At 74.1% G+C, this 19,563-nt stretch carries 18 protein-coding genes; 14 read left to right on the top strand and 4 right to left on the bottom strand.

All coding sequences use genetic code 11. The features are described from left to right. Nucleotides 1-208: 208 nt before the first annotated feature. On the bottom strand, nucleotides 209-1,822 hold the full coding sequence (locus OG599_RS07830) for an oxidoreductase (RefSeq protein ID WP_327175223.1): 1,614 nt from the start codon (nucleotides 1,820-1,822) through the stop codon (nucleotides 209-211). A gap of 214 nt (nucleotides 1,823-2,036) precedes the next feature. On the opposite strand from OG599_RS07830, the gene hisD reads away from it, so the two are divergent. From hisD to bdeA, 9 genes are all read left to right on the top strand, one after another. After that, the gene (hisD, locus tag OG599_RS07825) at nucleotides 2,037-3,368 is read left to right on the top strand and encodes a histidinol dehydrogenase (protein ID WP_327175222.1); all 1,332 of its coding nucleotides are present in this window, start codon (nucleotides 2,037-2,039) and stop codon (nucleotides 3,366-3,368) included. Beyond that, nucleotides 3,365-4,504 (top strand): histidinol-phosphate transaminase, encoded by a 1,140-nt coding sequence (locus OG599_RS07820; RefSeq protein WP_327175221.1) that lies wholly within the window; start codon nucleotides 3,365-3,367, stop codon nucleotides 4,502-4,504. Before hisD ends, OG599_RS07820 begins: the two co-directional genes overlap by 4 nt. A 14-nt stretch (nucleotides 4,505-4,518) precedes the next feature. Further along, nucleotides 4,519-5,121 carry an imidazoleglycerol-phosphate dehydratase HisB gene (hisB, locus tag OG599_RS07815; protein ID WP_266710430.1) on the top strand — a complete coding sequence of 201 codons (603 nt, stop codon included), beginning with the start codon at nucleotides 4,519-4,521 and terminating at the stop codon, nucleotides 5,119-5,121. Continuing rightward, the gene (locus OG599_RS07810; protein WP_327175220.1) at nucleotides 5,118-5,285 is read left to right on the top strand and encodes a hypothetical protein; all 168 of its coding nucleotides are present in this window, start codon (nucleotides 5,118-5,120) and stop codon (nucleotides 5,283-5,285) included. The genes hisB and OG599_RS07810 overlap by 4 nt, the downstream gene beginning before the upstream one ends. Before the next feature lie 17 nt (nucleotides 5,286-5,302). Beyond that, a complete protein-coding gene (gene hisH / locus OG599_RS07805) occupies nucleotides 5,303-5,944 on the top strand; it encodes an imidazole glycerol phosphate synthase subunit HisH (RefSeq protein ID WP_327175219.1) in 642 nt (213 codons plus the stop codon). Beyond that, on the top strand, nucleotides 5,944-6,669 hold the full coding sequence (priA, locus tag OG599_RS07800; RefSeq protein WP_327175218.1) for a bifunctional 1-(5-phosphoribosyl)-5-((5-phosphoribosylamino)methylideneamino)imidazole-4-carboxamide isomerase/phosphoribosylanthranilate isomerase PriA: 726 nt from the start codon (nucleotides 5,944-5,946) through the stop codon (nucleotides 6,667-6,669). Before hisH ends, priA begins: the two co-directional genes overlap by 1 nt. After that, nucleotides 6,666-7,094, top strand: coding sequence for a RidA family protein (locus tag OG599_RS07795; protein ID WP_327175217.1), 429 nt, complete (start codon nucleotides 6,666-6,668; stop codon nucleotides 7,092-7,094). Before priA ends, OG599_RS07795 begins: the two co-directional genes overlap by 4 nt. Further along, nucleotides 7,091-7,846 carry an imidazole glycerol phosphate synthase subunit HisF gene (hisF, locus tag OG599_RS07790; protein WP_327175216.1) on the top strand — a complete coding sequence of 252 codons (756 nt, stop codon included), beginning with the start codon at nucleotides 7,091-7,093 and terminating at the stop codon, nucleotides 7,844-7,846. Before OG599_RS07795 ends, hisF begins: the two co-directional genes overlap by 4 nt. Before the next feature lie 256 nt (nucleotides 7,847-8,102). After that, nucleotides 8,103-9,038: a bis(hydroxyethyl) terephthalate hydrolase gene (gene bdeA / locus OG599_RS07785; RefSeq protein WP_327175215.1), complete on the top strand. Its 936-nt coding sequence runs from the start codon at nucleotides 8,103-8,105 to the stop codon at nucleotides 9,036-9,038. A gap of 74 nt (nucleotides 9,039-9,112) precedes the next feature. Here the strand turns inward: bdeA and OG599_RS07780 are convergent, their stop codons facing one another. Together OG599_RS07780 and OG599_RS07775 are read right to left on the bottom strand one after the other, a co-directional pair. Further along, entirely contained in the window at nucleotides 9,113-9,547 is a 435-nt protein-coding gene (locus tag OG599_RS07780; RefSeq protein WP_327175214.1) for a hypothetical protein, read from the bottom strand. A gap of 190 nt (nucleotides 9,548-9,737) precedes the next feature. Next, nucleotides 9,738-10,535: an alpha/beta fold hydrolase gene (locus OG599_RS07775; protein WP_327175213.1), complete on the bottom strand. Its 798-nt coding sequence runs from the start codon at nucleotides 10,533-10,535 to the stop codon at nucleotides 9,738-9,740. Nucleotides 10,536-10,695: 160 nt separating this feature from the next. Between OG599_RS07775 and OG599_RS07770 the strand changes: the two genes are divergently transcribed. From OG599_RS07770 to OG599_RS07760, 3 genes are all read left to right on the top strand, one after another. Continuing rightward, nucleotides 10,696-13,467, top strand: a complete 2,772-nt coding sequence (locus tag OG599_RS07770; RefSeq protein WP_327175212.1) for a helix-turn-helix transcriptional regulator — start codon at nucleotides 10,696-10,698, stop codon at nucleotides 13,465-13,467. A 241-nt stretch (nucleotides 13,468-13,708) separates the two neighbouring features. Continuing rightward, nucleotides 13,709-15,055 carry a PucR family transcriptional regulator gene (locus tag OG599_RS07765; RefSeq protein ID WP_327175211.1) on the top strand — a complete coding sequence of 449 codons (1,347 nt, stop codon included), beginning with the start codon at nucleotides 13,709-13,711 and terminating at the stop codon, nucleotides 15,053-15,055. Between the two features lie 193 nt (nucleotides 15,056-15,248). After that, nucleotides 15,249-16,892: a sodium/solute symporter gene (locus OG599_RS07760; RefSeq protein ID WP_327175210.1), complete on the top strand. Its 1,644-nt coding sequence runs from the start codon at nucleotides 15,249-15,251 to the stop codon at nucleotides 16,890-16,892. 35 nt (nucleotides 16,893-16,927) lie between these two features. On the opposite strand, the gene OG599_RS07755 is transcribed toward OG599_RS07760, so the two are convergent. After that, the gene (locus OG599_RS07755; RefSeq protein WP_327175209.1) at nucleotides 16,928-17,560 is read right to left on the bottom strand and encodes a TIGR03085 family metal-binding protein; all 633 of its coding nucleotides are present in this window, start codon (nucleotides 17,558-17,560) and stop codon (nucleotides 16,928-16,930) included. Nucleotides 17,561-17,645: 85 nt separating this feature from the next. On the opposite strand from OG599_RS07755, the gene hisI reads away from it, so the two are divergent. Both hisI and OG599_RS07745 read left to right on the top strand, forming a co-directional pair. Further along, complete coding sequence (hisI, locus tag OG599_RS07750) at nucleotides 17,646-18,041, top strand: phosphoribosyl-AMP cyclohydrolase (protein ID WP_327175208.1); 396 nt, start codon at nucleotides 17,646-17,648, stop codon at nucleotides 18,039-18,041. An 11-nt stretch (nucleotides 18,042-18,052) separates the two neighbouring features. Then, complete coding sequence (locus OG599_RS07745; protein WP_327175207.1) at nucleotides 18,053-19,561, top strand: anthranilate synthase component I; 1,509 nt, start codon at nucleotides 18,053-18,055, stop codon at nucleotides 19,559-19,561. Nucleotides 19,562-19,563 lie beyond the last annotated feature (2 nt).

Below are 19,563 nucleotides of genomic sequence, written 5' to 3'. Positions count from 1 at the left end.
CCCGGAAAGGCCAAGAGTGGGCAAAGGAGGTGAACCTGAATGGCTGAAATTCGACCGCCCGTGCGGGATCTGTTCGAACTCGACCGTCCCGGCCCAGCCGCCCCGCCCCTCACTCCCGCCCCCGGCTCCCGGCGCCGGAGGCAGGCCCGCACCGGGGCGGGACCCCACCCCGAGGTGCGACCGCGCCGGGGAGGGGCCCGCCGTGCCCTCACCCCCGGGTCAGCAGCCGGGAGGCCCCGGCGGCCACCGTGGTGGCCAGAACCCACCCCACCAGCACCAGCCCGGCGGACACCCACTGCCAGCCGCCCGTCATCCGCCAGTAGCCGTCCTGGCCGAGACCGATCACCGGGATCAGCAGATCGAGCGCGTACAGCGCCGGATTCCACTCCGGGTGCTCGTCCCGCTTGATCGCCGCCGGCTCGTGCCGGGAGAAGACCAGGGTGCTCGCCGCCCAGAGCACCGCCATCCACACCGCCGCCCGGCCCGGCCGGTAGCCGTACGCCACCGTCCAGTCCTGGAGGAACCCCCACAGCTTCCCGGCGAGCGGCAGCGTCTCCCGGCGGCGGCGCTGCTTGGCGAGCAGCACCTCCCGGGCGTCCGCGTCCTCGCCGCAGTTGCGGAGCACGGTCGCCAGCCGCTCGTACGGCTCGGGGACGTACTCCGGGGTGGCGGCGAGGACCCACTCCAGCCGCCGGGAGAGCGGGAAGTGGCCGTACGGGACGAGGTTCTCGTAGACGAAGCCGCCCATCGCCAGCCCGCCGGGACCCGGCCAGCTGGTCGACAGGTCGATGAGGGTGACCACCCGGGCGCCGTTCAGCACGACCCGGCCCTCCTCGGGGCGCTCCAGGCTGAACCGCAGCTCGGGCACGACGATCCGGCGCATCGACAGCTCCTCCTGCGGCTCCAGCACGAACCGCGCCAGGTGCAGGTCGAGCACGTCCCCGAACCGCCCGTCGTCGAGGCGGACCCCGCCCCGGCACTCGAAGATCTGCGCGCGCGAACCCCGGGCGGGCGTCAGGTCCGACGTCGGCCCGTGCACGATGCCGTACGGCGGAGTGGTGCCCTGGTTCCCCGTCTCGGTGCTCACCCACGCCTCGGTCAGGTAGAGCGTCCGCTCCACCCTCAACTGCGGGGCGTTCAGGGCCTTGCGCCCCTCCGCCGCGCGCAGCCGGCTGCCGCGCAGGTTCAGCGAGCCGCCCACCGTCGCCCCGCGCAGGCTGACTTCGCCGTACGTCTCGATCATCTCCGCCTGGAGGTCCTGCGCCACGGTCAGCCCGTCCGCGGCGATCGCCCGGCCCCGCCGGTCGCAGCCCACGCTGATCTGGTTGATCAGCAGGTCCGTGCCGATCTGGGCGTCCGTCAGCCGCACGCCCCGGTCGACCCGGCAGCGCGGCAGATGGAGGTCGCCCTCGGTGCGCAGCCTGGCCGCCTCCAGCCGGGGCATCGCGCAGCCCACCATCCGCAGCGTCGTGAAGTGGCACTCGGGGAACATCACCTCCTGCTCGAACCGGCAGCCCGTCAGCTCGACGTACGGCGAGACCCGGCCGCCGGCCAGATCGAGCTTGCCGGTGATCCGTACGCCCCTGAGCTTCAGCGCCGCCACCCGCCCCGGCCGGGCCGGTGGACCGCTCAGCAGCAGCCGCGCCACGACCCGGGCGCCGACGCTCCGTCCCGGACCCCACATGTGCGGGCCGAACGGATCGTCGCGTTCGGGGTCGTGGGTGCGCAGATCGAAGGTGCTCCCGTTCCGGAAGGACTGCCACATGCCCAGCTCCGCGGCGCTGAGTCCTTCCGGGATGTCGTTCTCGTGCGGCTCCGTCACTCCCGACCTCCCTGTGCACACGCCCGGGGGGTTCCGTTCGGATCAGGCAGGACCCCGCTCCCTGGTCCGGCCTGATCCGAACGGAAGACCCTAGACCCGTTCTTCCCCCTGTGTGACCGTATGAACGGAAAACGGCACACAGGGTGACGGAGATATGTATCAGCCACTGATACGGCCGACCGGACGGCTCGGGCGGTCTGAGAGAATTGGGGGTGTGATCTCTCGAATCGATCTGCGCGGCGACGTCCTCCCCGAGGGCGCCCCCTTGCGCGACCTGCTGCCCCGTGCCGAGTTCGACGTGGAAGCCGCCCTGGAGACGGTGCGGCCCATCTGCGAGGACGTACGCCATCGTGGCGCGGCAGCGGTGATCGAATGGGGGGAGAAATTCGACGGCGTCCGGCCGGAATCGCTCCGGGTGCCGGTCGCCGCCCTCGCCGACGCGCTGGCGGAGCTCGACCCCGCCGTCCGCGCCGCCCTGGAGGAGTCGATCCGCCGCGCCCGCCTCGTCCACCGCGAGCAGCGCCGCACCACCCACACCACCCAGGTCGTGCCCGGCGGCACGGTCACCGAGAAGTGGGTGCCCGTCGAGCGCGTCGGGCTCTACGTCCCCGGCGGGCGCTCGGTCTACCCGTCCTCCGTCGTCATGAACGTCGTCCCGGCCCAGGAGGCCGGCGTCGAGGGCATCGCCGTGTCCTCCCCGCCGCAGAAGGAGTTCGGCGGCCTGCCGCACCCCACCATCCTGGCCGCCTGCGCCCTGCTCGGCGTGGACGAGGTGTACGCCGCCGGCGGCGCCCAGGCCATCGCCCTCTTCGCCTACGGCACCGAGGGCGAGGACGGCTGCCGCCCCGTGAACCTCGTCACGGGCCCCGGCAACATCTACGTCGCCGCCGCCAAGCGCCTCCTCAAGGGCCGCATCGGCATCGACGCCGAGGCCGGACCCACCGAGATCGCGATCCTCGCCGACTCGACCGCCGACCCGGTGCACATCGCGGCCGACCTGATCAGCCAGGCCGAGCACGACCCGATGGCCGCCGCCGTCCTCGTCACCGACTCCGAGGAACTCGCCGCCGCCACCGAGGCCGAACTCGCGCCCCAGGTCGCCGCCTCCAAGCACGTCACCGACCGCATCGCACCCGCGCTCGCCGGCCGGCAGTCCGCGATCGTCCTCGTCCGCGACCTCGCGGACGGGCTGAAGGTGGTCGACGCGTACGGCGCCGAGCACCTGGAGATCCAGACCGCCGACGCCGCCGCCGTCGCCGACCGCGTCCGCAACGCCGGCGCGGTCTTCGTCGGCCCCTGGTCGCCGGTCTCCCTCGGCGACTACTGCGCCGGGTCCAACCACGTACTGCCCACCGGTGGTTGCGCCTGCCACTCCTCGGGTCTCTCCGTGCAGTCCTTCCTGCGCGGCATCCACATCGTCGACTACACCCGCGACGCACTGGCCGAGGTCACCCACCACGTGGTGACCCTCGCCGAGGCGGAGGACCTCCCCGCCCACGGCGCGGCACTCAAGGCACGGTTCGGCTGGAAGGTTCCGCAGGCGTGACGAACGACAGCACCACCGACACCACCGGCCCCGTCCGCATCGACGACCTCCCGATCCGGGAGGAGCTGCGCGGCCAGTCCCCGTACGGTGCCCCCCAGCTCGACGTACCCGTCCGGCTGAACACCAACGAGAACCCCTACCCGCTGCCCGACGCCCTCGTCGACCGGATCGCCGAGCGCGTCCGCGAGGCCGCCCGCGAGCTCAACCGCTACCCGGACCGGGACGCCGTCGAGCTCCGTACCGGACTCGCCGGCTACCTCAGCCGCACCGCCGGCCACGAGGTCACCACCGCCCAGGTCTGGGCGGCCAACGGCTCCAACGAGGTCATCCAGCAGCTGATGCAGGCGTTCGGTGGCCCCGGCCGCACCGCCATCGGCTTCGAACCCTCGTACTCGATGCACGCCCTCATCGCGCGCGGCACCGGCACCGGCTGGATCTCCGGCCCGCGCAACGAGGACTTCACCATCGACGTGGAGGCGGCGAAGAAGGCCATCGCCGAACACCGCCCGAACGTCGTCTTCATCACCTCCCCGAACAACCCCACCGGCACCGCCGTCGACGCCGACACCGTCCTCGCGCTGTACGACGCGGCGCAGGCGGCCCGGCCGTCCCTCGTCGTCGTCGACGAGGCGTACGGCGAGTTCAGCCACCGCCCCTCGCTGCTCCCGCTGATCGGGGGCCGGCCGCACATGGTGCTCTCCCGCACCATGTCGAAGGCGTTCGGCGCCGCCGGACTGCGCCTCGGCTACCTCGCCGCCGACGCCGCCGTGGTCGACGCCGTCCAGCTGGTACGCCTGCCGTACCACCTGTCCTCCGTCACCCAGGCCACCGCGCTGGCCGCCCTGGAGCACACCGATACGCTCCTCGGGTACGTCGAGCGGCTCAAGAGCGAGCGGGACCGGATCGTCGCCGAACTCCGGGCCCTGGGCTACGAGGTCACCGAATCGGACGCCAACTTCGTCCAGTTCGGCCGCTTCGAGGACAGCCGTGCCGTGTGGCGGGCGATCCTCGACCGGGGCGTCCTGGTCCGGGACAACGGCGTACCGGGATGGCTGCGGGTCACCGCGGGGACCCCGGCAGAGAACGACGCGTTCCTCGATGCGGTTCGCGAAATCAAGAAGGAGCACGACGCATGACGGGCGAGAGCCGCATGACGGGCGAGAGCCGCGTGGGCCGCGTGGAGCGCACCACCAAGGAAACCTCCGTACTCGTCGAGATCAACCTCGACGGCAGCGGGAAGGTCGACGTCGCAACCGGCGTCGGCTTCTACGACCACATGCTCGACCAGCTCGGCCGCCACGGCCTCTTCGACCTCACGGTCAAGACCGAGGGCGACCTGCACATCGACTCCCACCACACCATCGAGGACACCGCCCTCGCGCTCGGCGCCGCCTTCAAGCAGGCGCTCGGCGACAAGGTCGGCATCTACCGCTTCGGCAACTGCACCGTCCCGCTGGACGAGTCGCTCGCCCAGGTCACCGTCGACCTCTCCGGCCGCCCGTACCTGGTGCACACCGAGCCGGAGAAGATGGCGCCGATGATCGGCGAGTACGACACCACGATGACCCGGCACATCCTGGAGTCCTTCGTCGCGCAGGCCCAGATCGCCCTGCACGTCCACGTCCCGTACGGCCGCAACGCCCACCACATCGTGGAGTGCCAGTTCAAGGCCCTCGCCCGGGCCCTGCGCTACGCCAGCGAGCGCGACCCGCGCGCGGCCGGAATCCTGCCTTCCACGAAGGGCGCCCTGTGACCGGCCTCAACACCATCCTGATCGTCGTCGGCCTCTTCCTGGCCGGCGGCGTCTACTCCTTCGCCAAGCAGGGCATGCCCAAGGGCGTCATCGTGCTGCTCTGCATCGCATCCGCGCTCTGCCTGGTGGCGGGCGTGCTGCGGATCCAGGGACTGTGGGACTGAGGGGCCGGGGACACACGATGAGCGACAAGAAGAAGGTCGTCGTCTTCGACTACGGCTTCGGCAACGTCCGCTCCGCCGAGCGGGCGCTCGCCCGGGTCGGCGCGGACGTCGAGATAACGCGTGACTACGACAAGGCGATGAACGCCGAGGGACTCCTCGTCCCCGGCGTCGGCGCCTTCTCCGCCTGCATGGGCGGGCTCAGGGCCGCCCGCGGCGACTGGATCATCGGCCGCCGGCTCTCCGGCGGCCGCCCGGTGATGGGCATCTGCGTCGGGATGCAGGTCCTCTTCGAGCGGGGCATCGAGCACGGCGTGGAGACCGAGGGCCTGGACGAGTGGCCCGGCACCGTCGGCCCGCTCAAGGCGGACGTCGTCCCGCACATGGGCTGGAACACCGTCGAAGCACCCGAGGACAGCAGGCTCTTCGCCGGACTCGACCCCGAGGCCCGGTACTACTTCGTGCACTCCTACGCGGCGCACGACTGGAGCCTCGAAGTCACCAACGCCAAGATCCGGGCCCCCCGCGTCACCTGGGCCACGCACGGAGAGCGGTTCGTGGCGGCCGTGGAGAACGGCGCGCTGTGGGCCACCCAGTTCCACCCCGAGAAGTCCGGCGACGCCGGTGCCGAGCTGCTGACCAACTGGATCGAGACGCTGTAATGCCGAAGCTTGAACTCCTTCCCGCCGTCGACGTCCGCGACGGACAGGCCGTCCGCCTCGTGCACGGCGAGTCCGGTTCCGAGACCTCCTACGGCTCCCCGCTGGAGGCGGCCCTCGCCTGGCAGGCCGCCGGCGCCGAGTGGCTCCACCTCGTCGACCTCGACGCCGCCTTCGGCACCGGCGACAACCGCGCGCTGATCGCCGAGGTCGCCGGCGCCATGGACATCAAGGTCGAGCTCTCCGGCGGCATCCGCGACGACGCCTCGCTGGAGGCCGCCCTCGCCACCGGCTGCCGCCGCGTCAACCTCGGCACCGCCGCCCTGGAGACCCCCGAGTGGGTCGCCAAGGTCATCGCCCAGTACGGCGACAAGATCGCCGTCGGCCTCGACGTCCGCGGCACCACCCTGCGCGGCCGCGGCTGGACCCGCGACGGCGGCGACCTCTACGAGACGCTCGCCCGCCTCGACTCCGAGGGCTGCGCCCGCTACGTCGTCACCGACATCGCCAAGGACGGCACCCTCCAGGGCCCCAACCTCGGCCTGCTGCGCGACGTCTGCGCCGCCACCGACCGCCCGGTCGTCGCCTCCGGCGGCGTCTCCTCGCTGGACGACCTGCGCGCGATCTCGCTGCTGGTGCCGGAAGGCGTCGAGGGCGCGATCGTCGGCAAGGCGCTCTACGCCAAGGCGTTCACCCTGGAAGAGGCGCTCAAGGCGGTCGCCGCATGACGGACTCCGCACCCACGGCTTCCGGGGCGGCCCCCGGCGTGCGCCGGATCCAGTCCGGGGCCCCCTGGGAGGAGAAGTTCGGCTACGCCCGCGCCGTCGAACTCCCCGGCGGCCTCGTCCTGGTGGCCGGCTGCACCTCCGTCGTCAACGGCGAGATCTCGGCCGGCTCCCCCTACGAGCAGGCCGTCGCCTCCTTCGAGGTCGCCTTCGCGGCCCTGGAGAAGGCCGGGCTCGGCCGCGAGGACGTCGTACGCACCCGCATGTACCTCACGCACGCCCGGGACGTCGACGACGTGGGCCGCGCCCACAAGGAGCTCTTCGACGACGTGCGGCCGGTCGCCACGATGGTCATCGTCTCCGGTTTCGTCGATCCCAGCCTCGTCGTCGAGGTCGAGGTCGAGGCCTTCCGCGGAGGCGACCGATGAGCCTCGCCGTACGCGTGATCCCCTGCCTGGACGTCGACAAGGGCCGGGTCGTCAAGGGCGTCAACTTCCAGAACCTGCGCGACGCGGGCGACCCGGTCGAGATGGCCAAGCTGTACGACGCCGAGGGCGCCGACGAGCTGACCTTCCTCGACATCACCGCCTCCAGCGGTGACCGCGAGACCACCTACGACGTGGTCCGCCGCACCGCCGAGCAGGTCTTCATCCCGCTCACCGTCGGCGGCGGCGTCCGCGCCCCCGAGGACGTCGACAAGCTGCTGCGGGCCGGTGCGGACAAGGTCGGCGTCAACACCGCCGCCATCGCCCGCCCGGAGCTGATCCGCGAGATCGCCGAACGCTTCGGCAGCCAGGTCCTCGTGCTCTCCGTCGACGCCCGCCGCACCCCCGAGGGCACCTTCGAGGTCACCACGCACGGCGGCCGCCGGGGCACCGGCATCGACGCCGTCGAGTGGGCGCACCGGGCCGCCGAACTGGGCGCGGGCGAGATCCTGCTCAACTCGATGGACGCCGACGGCACCAAGGACGGCTACGACACCGAGATGATCAGGGCGGTACGCGCCCACGTCTCCGTCCCCGTCATCGCCTCCGGCGGCGCGGGCCGGCTCGCCGACTTCGCCCCCGCCGTCGGGGCCGGCGCCGACGCGGTCCTCGCCGCGTCCGTCTTCCACTTCGGCGACCTGCGGATCTCCGAGGTCAAGGGCGCCCTGCGGGAGGCCGGACACCCGGTCCGCTGAGACACCGCCAGGGGGCGGGCGGGGAACAGCCGTTCCCCGCCCGCCCCTCGCGTGTGTGCGGAAGCGGACCCGTTCCGGTGGGGCGGCGTGCGCGGAGACCGGCGATATAGCCGATGCGTGACGCCGGGGAGCACCTCCAGAGTGGCCAACGCCAGCGAACGACGCGGCGGTACCACGCGGTGCGACCGAGAGCCTCGGACACGGGGCCCCCGGGACGTCTCCGGCAGGGTACGCCCCCCACCGAGAGGACCCGCACGTGCAGCAGCACCTCCGCACCTCCGCCGACACCGCTCCGCACCACCGGACGCGCACGGGCCGACTCCGGGCCGTCAAGGGCCTGTTCGCCGCCGCGGCGGTCACCGCCGGCCTGCTCACCGCGTTCAGCCCCGCCGGCGCGCAGGCCGCCACCAACCCCTACGAGCGCGGTCCCGCCCCGACCACCGCGAGCATCGAGGCGCTGCGTGGCTCCTACGCCACCTCGCAGACCTCGGTCTCTTCCCTCGGCGTCACCGGCTTCGGCGGCGGCACGATCTACTACCCGACGTCCACGGCGGACGGCACCTTCGGCGCGGTGGTCATCGCGCCAGGGTTCACCGCCTACCAGTCGAGCATCGCCTGGCTCGGCCCGCGCCTCGCCTCCCAGGGTTTCGTGGTCTTCACCATCGACACCAACACCACGCTCGACCAGCCCGACAGCCGGGGCCGCCAGCTCCTCGCCGCGCTGGACTACCTCACGCAGAGCAGCTCGGTCCGCACCCGGATCGACTCCTCACGCCTCGGCGTGATGGGCCACTCCATGGGCGGCGGGGGCACCCTGGAGGCGGCGAAGAGCCGTACCTCGCTCAAGGCGGCGATCCCGCTCACCGGCTGGAACCTCGACACCACCTGGCCCGAGGTGCGCACGCCCACCCTGGTGATCGGCGCGGACGGCGACACCGTCGCCCCGGTGCTCACCCACTCCGAGCCCTTCTACAACTCTCTGCCCAGCACGCTGGACAAGGCGTACCTGGAGCTGCGGGGAGCCACCCACTTCACCCCGAACACCTCGAACACGACGATCGCGAAGTACAGCGTCTCGTGGCTCAAGCGCTTCATCGACAACGACACCCGCTACGAGCAGTTCCTCTGCCCGCTCCCCTCGGCTAGCCTGACCATCGCCGAGTACCGGGGCACCTGCCCGCACACCTCGTAACCCGTCGTACGAACCGGAGCCGGACCGCCCGACACGGCGGTCCGGCTTCTCGTGCGCGGCCCCGGCCCCGTGGCTCAGCCCGCCACCGGGAGGGCGGCGGCTATCGCGTTGCGGTCCTTGCGGCCGACGAGCGGGAAGACGATCCGCAGCCCCTGTACGTCCTCGGGCGAGGAGACGACGAAGGACGAGTTGAGCAGGCGCTCCTTGATCTCGGTGCGGACCAGGCCCGCCCGCGCGAACGTCATCAGGTGCTCCCCGGTCCGGGCGATGTTCGGGTTGGCCCGGAAGACGAAGAAGTGGCGGTCGGTCATGACCAGGTACATCGGCACCGGCACGGGGATCACGCTCATCGCGCCCGCGCTGAGGACCGCCGAGGCGACGGCGAAGGCGGCCGTTCTGCGTACGGAGACGGTTCTCAGGTTCACGATGGACGCCGCCTCGACCTGCTCCCCGGGGGCGAGCATGGGGGTGACGGCGGCGAGCAGCAGGCGGTGGCGCTTGGCGTTCATGACGTACTCCTGGAAAGGGCGGTGCGGAAGGCGGGGCAGAGGGCGGCCGGTGCGTCGCCGGTCGTCCTCCGTTCCGCCCCGCCCCGTTCGGGCAGGCGCGGGCGTGGATCTCCCCTGCGGTAGCCGGGCTACTCTGCCACACGCGCTCGTGGGCCTTCGCCGGGGAGCCCCGCCCCCTCACCCCGTCCCCTCACCCCGCCGCCAGGAACTCCGTGATCGCGGCGGCGAATCCGGGCTCGCGCACCACCGAGAGATGGTCGCCCGGGAGCACCGTGACCCGGGCGCCCCGGATCGCGCCCGCCAGCACCTCGGGGCGTACGGCCAGCGGGTCGGCGTCCCCGGCGAGTACGAGCGTGGGCACCGCGATCCGGTCCAGCGGCACCGGCCCCCGGAACGCCGCGCGTATCTGGGCGGCCAGCGCGTACCGGTCGGAGCCGCCGGCGTCGGCCAGCGCGCGGAAGCCGCGCGCCTGTTCGGGGACGGTCGTCAGGTCGTCGGCGATCAGCGCGGCCGACACCAGCTCGGGCGGCATCGCCCGGGTGTCCAGGCCGCCGACCTCCACCACGCCCGCGCCGACGCCTCCGGCCACCAGCCTGGTGACCCGGGGGTCGGCCGCCGCCGTCAGCAGCGCGACGACCGCGCCCATGGAGTACCCGGCGAGGTGGTACGCGTCCACGGACAGCCGGTCGGCCAGGCGCCGGACGTCGGCCGCCATCAACTCCTCGCCGTAGAAGGTCTCGTCGTGCGGCCGGTCGGAGGTGCCGTGGCCCCGGGCGTCCAGGGCGAACACTCGGCGGCGGGCAGCGAGAAGGGCCTCCACCACCCCGGGGCCCTCCCAGTTCAGCCGGGCGTGCGCGGCGAACCCGTGCAGCAGCACCACGGGGGGCAGGGCCGGGTCGGGGTCGCGGGACCAGGACCAGTACCGCAGGGTCAGTCCGTCCTCGGTGCCGAATTCGGTGGGGTGTCCGGAGTCCAGGGGGGTCGTCATGGCACGAAAGTACGTCGGCGGCCGGCAGGCGCACCGGAAGGTGTGCGCGCGCACAACCGGGCGGCCTTTCTCCTGGGACGGCGCACCGCACCCGGCCGTTCGGGAGGAAGGAGCGGACGCGCGTCTTCCGGCCCTGTTTACGCGGAAGTAACGTGCCGGTGTGACTCACTCGACGACCGTGCACAGTCCGCTCCGGCTGTACGGCCGCAGCGGTGAACTCGCCATCGTGGAAACCCTCGTGGGCCGTCTCGCGCAGGGCGACGGCGGCGCGCTCGTGGTGACCGCGCCGCCCGGCCTCGGCCGCAGCGCCCTGCTGGACGCGGCGGCCGAGGCGCACCGCACCCGCAGCCGCGGGCCCGTGCTGCGGGTGACGGCCGTCCCCGCCGAGCGCCGCCTCCCGCACAGCGGGCTGCACGCCCTGCTCTGCTCGGCCCCCGGCCCGCTCTCCGTACCGCCCGAGCGGGTGCTGCGCTCCGGCATCACCCCCGACGCGCTGCTCGCCCTGCTGCGGGAAATCGGGGCGGAGCGGCCGGTGCTGGTCTGCGTGGACGACGCGCACGCCTGGGACCCCCGGTCCCGGGAGGCCCTCGGCTTCGCGGCCCGCCGGCTCGGGGCGGGCGGCCGGGCCGCCGTGCTGATCGCCTCGGCCGACGAGACCAGCTTCGCCGGACTGCCCGCGCTGCGCCTCGGCCCGCTCGACGACGAGGCGGCGGCCTGCCTGCTGGAGCGGTTCACCGGCCAGACGCCCGACATCGACCCGGTGGTCCGCGGCGAGCTGCTGCGGGAGGCGGCGGGCAACCCGCGGCTGCTCGCCGGGCTCGTCGGACACCTCACCGCGGACCAGCTGGCCGGCCGCACGGTGCTGCCCTTTCCGCTGCCCGGCGGCGAAAGCGTGCTCGACGCCCACGCCGCCCAGCTCGACGGGCTCCCGGCCCAGACCCGGACGCTCCTGCTGCTGGCCGCCGCCGCCCAGGAACACGAGCCGGAGGGCACCGGGGCGGACGCCGGACTCCTGCTGCGGGCCGGCAAGGGGGCCGGGCTCGGCACCGCCCTGCTCGACCGCGCGCTCTTCGGGCCCGGCGGCATCCCCGGCGTCCTCGAACGCACCGGCAGCCGCGTCCACTTCAGCCACCCCCTGCTGGGCCGCGCGGTGCTGCGGCACGCCCCGCCGGCCCACCGGCGGGCCGCCCACGAACTCCTCGCCGCGCTCCTCGGGCAGGTCTCCGCGCACCCGCTGCCCTCCCTGGTGCAGCGCGCCTGCGCGGCCCCGGCACCGGACGCCGTCCTCGCGAGCGCGCTGGAACGCGCGGCCACCGCGCCCCGGCCGCACGCCGAACGCGCGGCCGCCCTCACCCGCGCCGCCCTGCTCTCCACGGACGAGGCACACCGCGCCCACCGGTTCGCCGAGGCCGCCGAACACGCCCGCCTCGCCGGGGACAGCGGCCGCGCCCGCGCCCTCCTCGCCCGGGTCGCCCAGGACCCCGGCGGCGGGCCCCGGCACCTGCCGGCGAGCGGGCCCGCGCCCTACACGTACGGGATGCTCGCCCTGAGCGACGGCCCGGCCACCGACGCCCGCGAGGCGCTGCTCGCCGCCGCGGCCGGCCTCGCGACCCACGACCCGGCGCGCGCCCTCGCCGCCCTGCTGGCCGCCGCCGAGGCCGCCTGGGCGAGCGGCGACGCCATCGCCTACCTCGACGCCCTGAACCGGGTCCCCGACCGCCCGCACGACCCGGCCGTCGCGCCCTATCTCGCAGGCGTACGGGCGGTGTTCGCGGGACGGATGACCGAGGGCCACGAGCTGCTGGCCCAGTGCCTGCGCGCCGCCGAGGCCGACGAGGAACCCCAGGCGCTGCTCCGGGCGGGCGCCTGCGCGCTGGTCGTCGGTGAGGCGGAGAGCGCCTGCCGGGCCGGGGCCCGCGCGCTGGCCGCCGTACGGAGCAAGGGCCCCGAGGTCCTCCTCGCGCACGCCCTCGAACAGCTCGCCTACGCCGAACTCCGGGCCGGCCGGCACGCCAGGGCGCGGGCGCACGCGCTGGAGGGCCTGCACGCGGCCCGCCGCACCGGGCAGTCCAACGCCACCACCCACCTGCACGCGGTGCTCGCGCTCACCGCGTCGGTCGAGGGGCCCGCCGAAGCCTGCGCGGCCCACGCGGACACCGCGCTGGCCGGGGCCGGACCGCACGGACTCGCCCAGGCCGCCACCCTCGCCACCTGGGCGGTCGCCCGCGCCGACCTGGCGGCCGGCCGTACCGGCGAGGCGGCCGCCCGGCTCGCCCCGCTGGTGCGTCCCGGGCCTCGCCACGGCCACTTCGGCATCCGGATGCTCGCCCTGCCGTGCTACGTCGAGGCCGCCGTACTGGCCGGCCGCGGCACCGAGTGGGCGGACGAACTCGCCGACGCGGTGCGTGAGTTCGCCATCTGGACCGGCCGGACCGTCGATCCGCACGCCCTCGCCCAACTCGCCCGCTGCCGCGCGCTGCTGGCTCCCGCCGACGAGGCCGAGGCGCGGTATGCCGAGGCGCTCGCCCATCACGACCGGGCCGGCGGCGACTTCGAGCGCGCCCGCACCCAACTCCTGTACGGCCAGTGGCTCCGCAGGCGGCGCCGCACCCGCGAGGCGCGCGGCCCGCTGCGCGACGCGCTCGTCGGCTTCGAACGCTGCTCCGCCCGCGCCTGGGTGGACCGGGCCACCGGCGAACTGCGCGCCGCCGGCGAGGCGGTGGACGCCCCGGCCGCCGACACCGGCCCGGTGGACGCGCTCACCCCCCAGCAGCAGCGCGTCGCCCGCTGCGTCGCGGAGGGGGCCACCAACCGGGAGATCGCCCGGCGGCTCTCGGTCAGCCCGCGCACGGTCGACCACCATCTGCGCAACATCTTCGCCGCCCTGGGCGTCCGCTCCCGCATCGAACTGGCCCGGGTGATGGGGGGTTAGGCGCACGGGTCGGGCGGTGTGTCGCTGATCATGGCCGGACACCACCCAGCCCGTTCCTCCCGTGGCCGAATGTGTCCGGCAGGTTGCCGGACCGTGATGATAAGAACCACGCACACCCCTAGGTACCGACTGGCCGGTATGCCATTCTGCGGGCGTCAGGATCGTTCGGTTGCGCTCGCGCCCCTGCCGGGCCGGGCGCCCGGCCCGGCGCCCCCGGGCCCGATTCCCGGTGGAGGCCCCCATGCCACAGGTCGTACGTCCTCGGATCAGGGCGCTGCACACGACGCCCCCCGTGGCGCCGCTGCCCAAGCGCTTCCGCTCCCTCGCCGACCGGGAATCGGTCGAAGTGCTGCACCGCTCCGCCCGGGTGCTCCTCGAAGAGCTGCCCGAGCTGACGGAACGGCTGGTCGAGGCGTTGTACGAGCAGGAGCCCGGCTACCGTACGGCGATCGAGTCCTCGCGCGCCGACATCTGGCAGGAGGTCCACCACTCGCTGCGCCACAACGTCGGCTCGCTGATCCAGCCCCGCGAGTTCCGCGAGGCCGCCCACCGCACCACCCGCTGGATCGGCGAGATCAGGGCCGAGCAGGGCGTACCGCTCGACGCCGTCCTGCACGCGTTCCGCCTCGGCGGCGCGATGGTGTGGCAGGGCCTCGTGGACGAGACGGCCCGCCGCGACCCCGAGGACGTCCGCCTCCTCGTCCATGTCGCCGCCGACGTGTGGAACTTCGTCGACGAACACTGCGGCGTCCTCACCGAGGCCTACCGGCAGGCGGAGCGGCGCATCGACTGGCGGCGGGAGAACCGGCAGCGGCTCATGACCGCCGCACTGCTGGACGGCACCGCCCGCATCGCCGACCTGCCCGACGCCGCGGCCATGCTCGGGCTGCCCCAGGACGGCCGGTACGCGGTCCTCGCCGTACGCACGGCCCACCGCGCCCCGCACGCCGCGACCTCCCCGCCGGTGGTCCTCCCGGACGGGGCCGTGGCGCTCTGGCACACCGGCCCCGACGCCGAACTGGCCGTCGTGGCACTGGACTCCACGTCCGGGCCGAACGGAGGCGCCACCGGATCCGGTACGGGAGAGGCGCCGGAGGGGAGCGCCGGATCCGGTACGCAGGACGCGCTGGCACGCCTGGCGGCGGAGACGGCCGTTCCGCCCGGTACGGGCGTCGGGGTCAGCTCCGCGGTCGAGGGGCTCGCCGCGCTCGGCGAGGCCCGCCGGCTCGCCGAGACGGCCCTGCGGGCCTGCCCCGCCTCCGGCGGGCTCGTCCTGCTCGACGAGCACCTGCCCACCGCGCTGGTCGTCTCCTCGCCCGCGCTCGGGACCGCGCTCGCCGACCGGGTGCTCGGCCCCCTCGACGGAATCGACCCCGCCGACCGGGACGTCCTCATCGAGACCCTCACCGCCTGGCTCGAAACCGACGGCTCGGCCCAGCGCGCCGCGGCGCGGCTCTACTGCCACCGCAACACCGTGCTGAACCGGCTGCGACGGTTCGAGCAGCTCTCCGGGCGCTGCCTGACCCGCCCGGCGGACGCTGTGGAAGTCTGCCTGGCGCTCGCGGCCCGGCGGCTGCTCGCCGGCTGACACCGCGGCCGGTCGCGGCACTGGTCACGGGCCGGGCGGCTGCCCACCGGCTGACACCGCGGCCGGTGGGGCACTGGTCACGGGGCCGGGCGGATGTGACCGCGCACAAGGTGCGGGCCCGCCCCCTGTACCGGAGCATCCCCGAACGCCCGTGTCCTGTACGGAGTCCGGGCGCTCTGGTGGCGTACCGCCCATGTCCTCCTTTGCCGACGCGCGTTCCCTCGCAGTGGTGATCTTCCTCGGGTTCGTCGCGCTCTCCCTGCTGCTCTGCGGCCTCGCCGCCGCCGACCAGGACGACCCGGAACACTTCTACGCCGGGGGCGGCGCCGCGCTCGGGCCCGTCGGCGGGGGGCTCGCCGTCGCCGGGGACTACATCTCCGCCGCCACCCTGCTCTCCACCACCGGCTCCGTGGCGCTCGCCGGGTTCGACGGGATGACCTTCGCGCTGGCGACCGTCGCCTCACTGGTGCTCGTCCTGCGCGTACTCTCCGAACGGCTGCGCGCCGCAGGGGTGTTCACCCTCGGCGACTTCCTCGCGAAGCGGCTGGGGGACCCGTCGGTCCGCAGGGCGCTGGGCATCGCCGCCCTGGCCGTGCTCGCCCCGCTCCTGCTCGTGCAACTCACCACCGCGGGCAAGGTGATGGCGGCCATGTTCGGACTCCCCGAAGGCGCGGTGACCGGATGCACCGTCGCCAGCGGGGCCCTGATGGTCGGTTACTCCGCCTTCGGCGGGATGCGCGGCACCGGATACGTCCAGATCCTCAAGGTCGGCGTGGTGGTGGCCGCCGTCACGCTCCTCGCCGGACTCGTCCTCGCCCGGTACGGCTGGTCCCCCTCCGCGCTCTTCGACGCCGCCCGCGAAGGCAGCGGCGCCGGCTCCCACTACGCCGCGCCCGGAGCCCAGTTCGGCCGCACCGGCACCGGGGCGCTGGACCTGATCGGGTTCCAGATCACCCTGCTCCTGGGGGCCGCCTGCATGCCGCACCTCACGATGCGGCTGCACCCGCTGCGCGACGCGCGCACCGCCCGCCGGGTACGGGTCTGGGCCGTCGCCCCGGTCGCTGTGCTCTGCGCCGGGATCGTCGTCGTGGGACTCGGCGCCTCGGCCCTGCTCGGCGCGGACACGCTGCGCGCCGGGGACCCGGGCGGCAACACCGCCCTGCTGATGGTGACCGGCGCGCTCGACCCCGGCGCGGCCGGGCCCCGCCAGAGCCTGCTGTTCGCCCTCGTCGCCTGCGCCGCCTTCGCGACCACCCTCGCCGCGGTGGCCGGCATCACCCTCGCCGCCGCCTCCAGTGTCGCCCGGGACTTCGCCGCGCACGCGGGCGCCCACGGGGAGGGCCGGGCGTCCGCCCGGGAGATCCGCAGGGCCCGCTGGGCCGTCGTGGCGATCGGCGCGCTCGCCGTCCTCGTCTCCGCGTACACCCACGAGCGCAACCCGCAGGTGCTGCTCTCGCTCTCCTTCGCGGCCGCCGCGTCCGTGCTGCCGCCGGTCCTGCTGAACGCCCTCTTCCGGCCCGGCTTCACCGCACGCGGGGTGCGCTGGACCGTCTACGGGACCCTGCCGCTGATCGTGCTGCTGATGGCGTTCTCACCGGCGGTCTCCGGCACCCCGATCGCGCTCTTCCCGGACCGCGACTTCCACTGGTTCCCGCTGCAGACCCCGGGGCTCGTCACCATCCCGGCCGGCTTCCTGCTCGCCCGCCTCGGCTCCCGCCGCCCCGCCCGCACCCGCGAGAACGGCCGCACCCGCGAGAACGGCCGCCGGGACGCCACCACCGGACCCCGCCGGCACGCGGCCGGCGCACCGCCCCTCCACGACGCGCCCCGGGCCTGACGGTCACCGGCTCCGGGCGAGCGCGGGGCCGGAGCTCACATCCCGAGCTGCGACAGCTGGAGCCGCTCCACCGCCTCCTCCTCGCCCTCCAGGCCCACCGTCGTCGCCGACTGCCGCCCGAACGCGAAGAGCAGCAGCTCGCCCGGCTCCCCGGTCACGGTCACCACCGGGGTGCCCTTCCGCGCCACCGCCGTACGCCCGTCCGGGCGGCGCAGCACCAGCCCCACCGGGGACCGGTGCCCCAGCATCCGGGCGGTCCGCTCCATCCGCGCCCACAGCACGTCCGCGAAGACCGGGTCCAGCTCCCGCCGCGACCAGTCGGGCTGCGCCCGGCGGACGTCCTCGGCGTGCACGTAGAACTCCACGGTGTTGGCCGCCTCGTCCACCTGCTTCAGGCCGAACGGGGAGAAGCGCGGCGGACCCGTGCGGATGAGCTGGATCAGCTCCTCGTACGGCTTCTCCGCGTACTCCTGCCGCACCCGCTCCATCCGGCCCTTCAACGGCCCCACCACGATGCCGGCCGCCGCGTCCGCCCGGCGCTCGCGCACCACCACGTGCGCGGCCAGGTCCCGGGTCAGCCAGCCCTCGCACAGGGTCGGTGCCCCGGGGCCGGCCGCCTCCAACAGGTCGGCGAGCAGGAGACGTTCACGCTTCGCATGGGTCGACATGCCAGCCAGCCTACGACCGCGGCACACGGTCCGCCCAGTGGACCGGGCGCCGTCCGGCACCGGAGCGCGCGGCACAATGGGGCGCATGAGCAGCACGCCCCCGTCCGGTACGCCCGGTACCCCGCCCGCAGGAAACCTCGATCCCGCCGTGGCCGCGCGCCTCAAGCGCGGCGCGGACGGACTCGTCCCCGCCATCGCCCAGCAGTACGACACCGGTGAGGTGCTCATGCTCGGCTGGATGGACGACGAGGCCCTGCACCGCACGCTGACCACCGGCCGCTGCACCTACTGGTCCCGCAGCCGCCAGGAGTACTGGGTCAAGGGGGACACCTCCGGCCACACCCAGCGCGTCGTCTCCGTCGCCCTGGACTGCGACGCCGACACCGTCCTCGTCAAGGTCGACCAGACGGGCGCCGCCTGCCACACCGGCGCGCGCACCTGCTTCGACCGTGACGTCCTGCTCGACTCCGACACCCCGTGAGGCCGGCCGACATGGATCTCGACACCTTCCGCAAGCTGGCCGTGGACCGCCGCGTCATCCCCGTCGTGCGGCGGCTCCTCGCGGACGGCGACACCCCGGTCGGCCTCTACCGGAAACTCGCCGCCGAGCGCCCCGGCACCTTCCTGCTGGAATCCGCGGAGAACGGCCGCACCTGGTCGCGGTACTCCTTCATCGGCGTCCGCAGCCACGCCACCCTCACCTCCCGCGACGGCCAGGCCCACTGGATCGGCACCCCGCCCGTCGGCGTCCCCCGGGACGGCGACCCGCTCCAGGCGCTCCGCGCCACCACCGAGGCGCTGCACACCCCCCGCGACCTCGCGGGCGCCGAGGGCCTGCCGCCCTTCACCGGCGGCATGGTCGGCTACCTCGGCTACGACATCGTGCGCCGCCTGGAACGCATCGGCGACCACGGCGGCGACGACCTCGGCCTCCCCGAGCTCACCATGATGCTCACCTCCGACCTCGCCGTCCTCGACCACTGGGACGGCACCGTCCTCCTGATCGCCAACGCGATCAACCACAACGACCTGGAGAGCGGCGTCGAGGAGGCGTACGAGGACGCCGTCGCCCGGCTCGACGCCATGGAACGCGACCTGCGCCGCCCCGTCGAGAACGCCCCCGCCGTGCTGCCCCCCTCCGAGCTGCCGCCGTACACCGCCCTCTGGGGCGGCCCGGCCTACCAGAGGGCCGTCGAGGACATCAAGGAGCGCATCCGGGCCGGCGAGGCCTTCCAGGTCGTGCCCTCCCAGCGCTTCGAGACGCCGTGCACCGCGAGCGCGCTCGACGTCTACCGGGTGCTGCGGGCCACCAACCCGTCTCCGTACATGTACCTCTTCCGGTTCGACGGCTTCGACGTCGTCGGCTCCAGCCCCGAGGCCCTCGTCAAGGTCGAGGACGGCCGCGCCATGGTCCACCCCATCGCCGGCACCCGGCACCGGGGCGCCACCCCGCAGGAGGACCAGGCCCTCGCCGAGGAACTCCTCGCCGACCCCAAGGAGCGCGCCGAGCACCTCATGCTCGTCGACCTCGGCCGCAACGACCTCGGACGCGTCTGCGAACCCGGCAGCGTGGAGGTGGTCGACTTCATGTCCGTCGAGAAGTACTCCCACGTGATGCACATCGTCTCGACCGTCACCGGCCGCGTCGCCGAGGACCGCACCGCCTTCGACGTCCTCACCGCCTGCTTCCCCGCCGGCACCCTCTCCGGGGCGCCCAAGCCGCGCGCCATGCAGATCATCGAGGAGCTCGAACCCAACCGCAGGGGGCTGTACGGAGGCTGCGTCGGGTACCTCGACTTCGCCGGCGACTCCGACACCGCCATCGCCATCCGCACCGCGCTGCTCCGCGACGGGACCGCCTACGTCCAGGCCGGAGCCGGTGTGGTCGCCGACTCCGACCCGGTGGCCGAGGACAACGAGTGCCGCAACAAGGCGGCCGCCGTGCTCCGCGCCGTCCACACGGCCAACCGGCTCCGCGACCACGGAGCGCCCCTCGGGTGACC

Origin of the sequence: Streptomyces sp. NBC_01335 (assembly GCF_035953295.1) — a bacterium.
In the GTDB taxonomy this organism is placed as follows: domain Bacteria; phylum Actinomycetota; class Actinomycetes; order Streptomycetales; family Streptomycetaceae; genus Streptomyces.
Note: the sequence above shows the minus strand (reverse complement) of the source record. Positions and strands in the feature narration are given on the sequence as shown.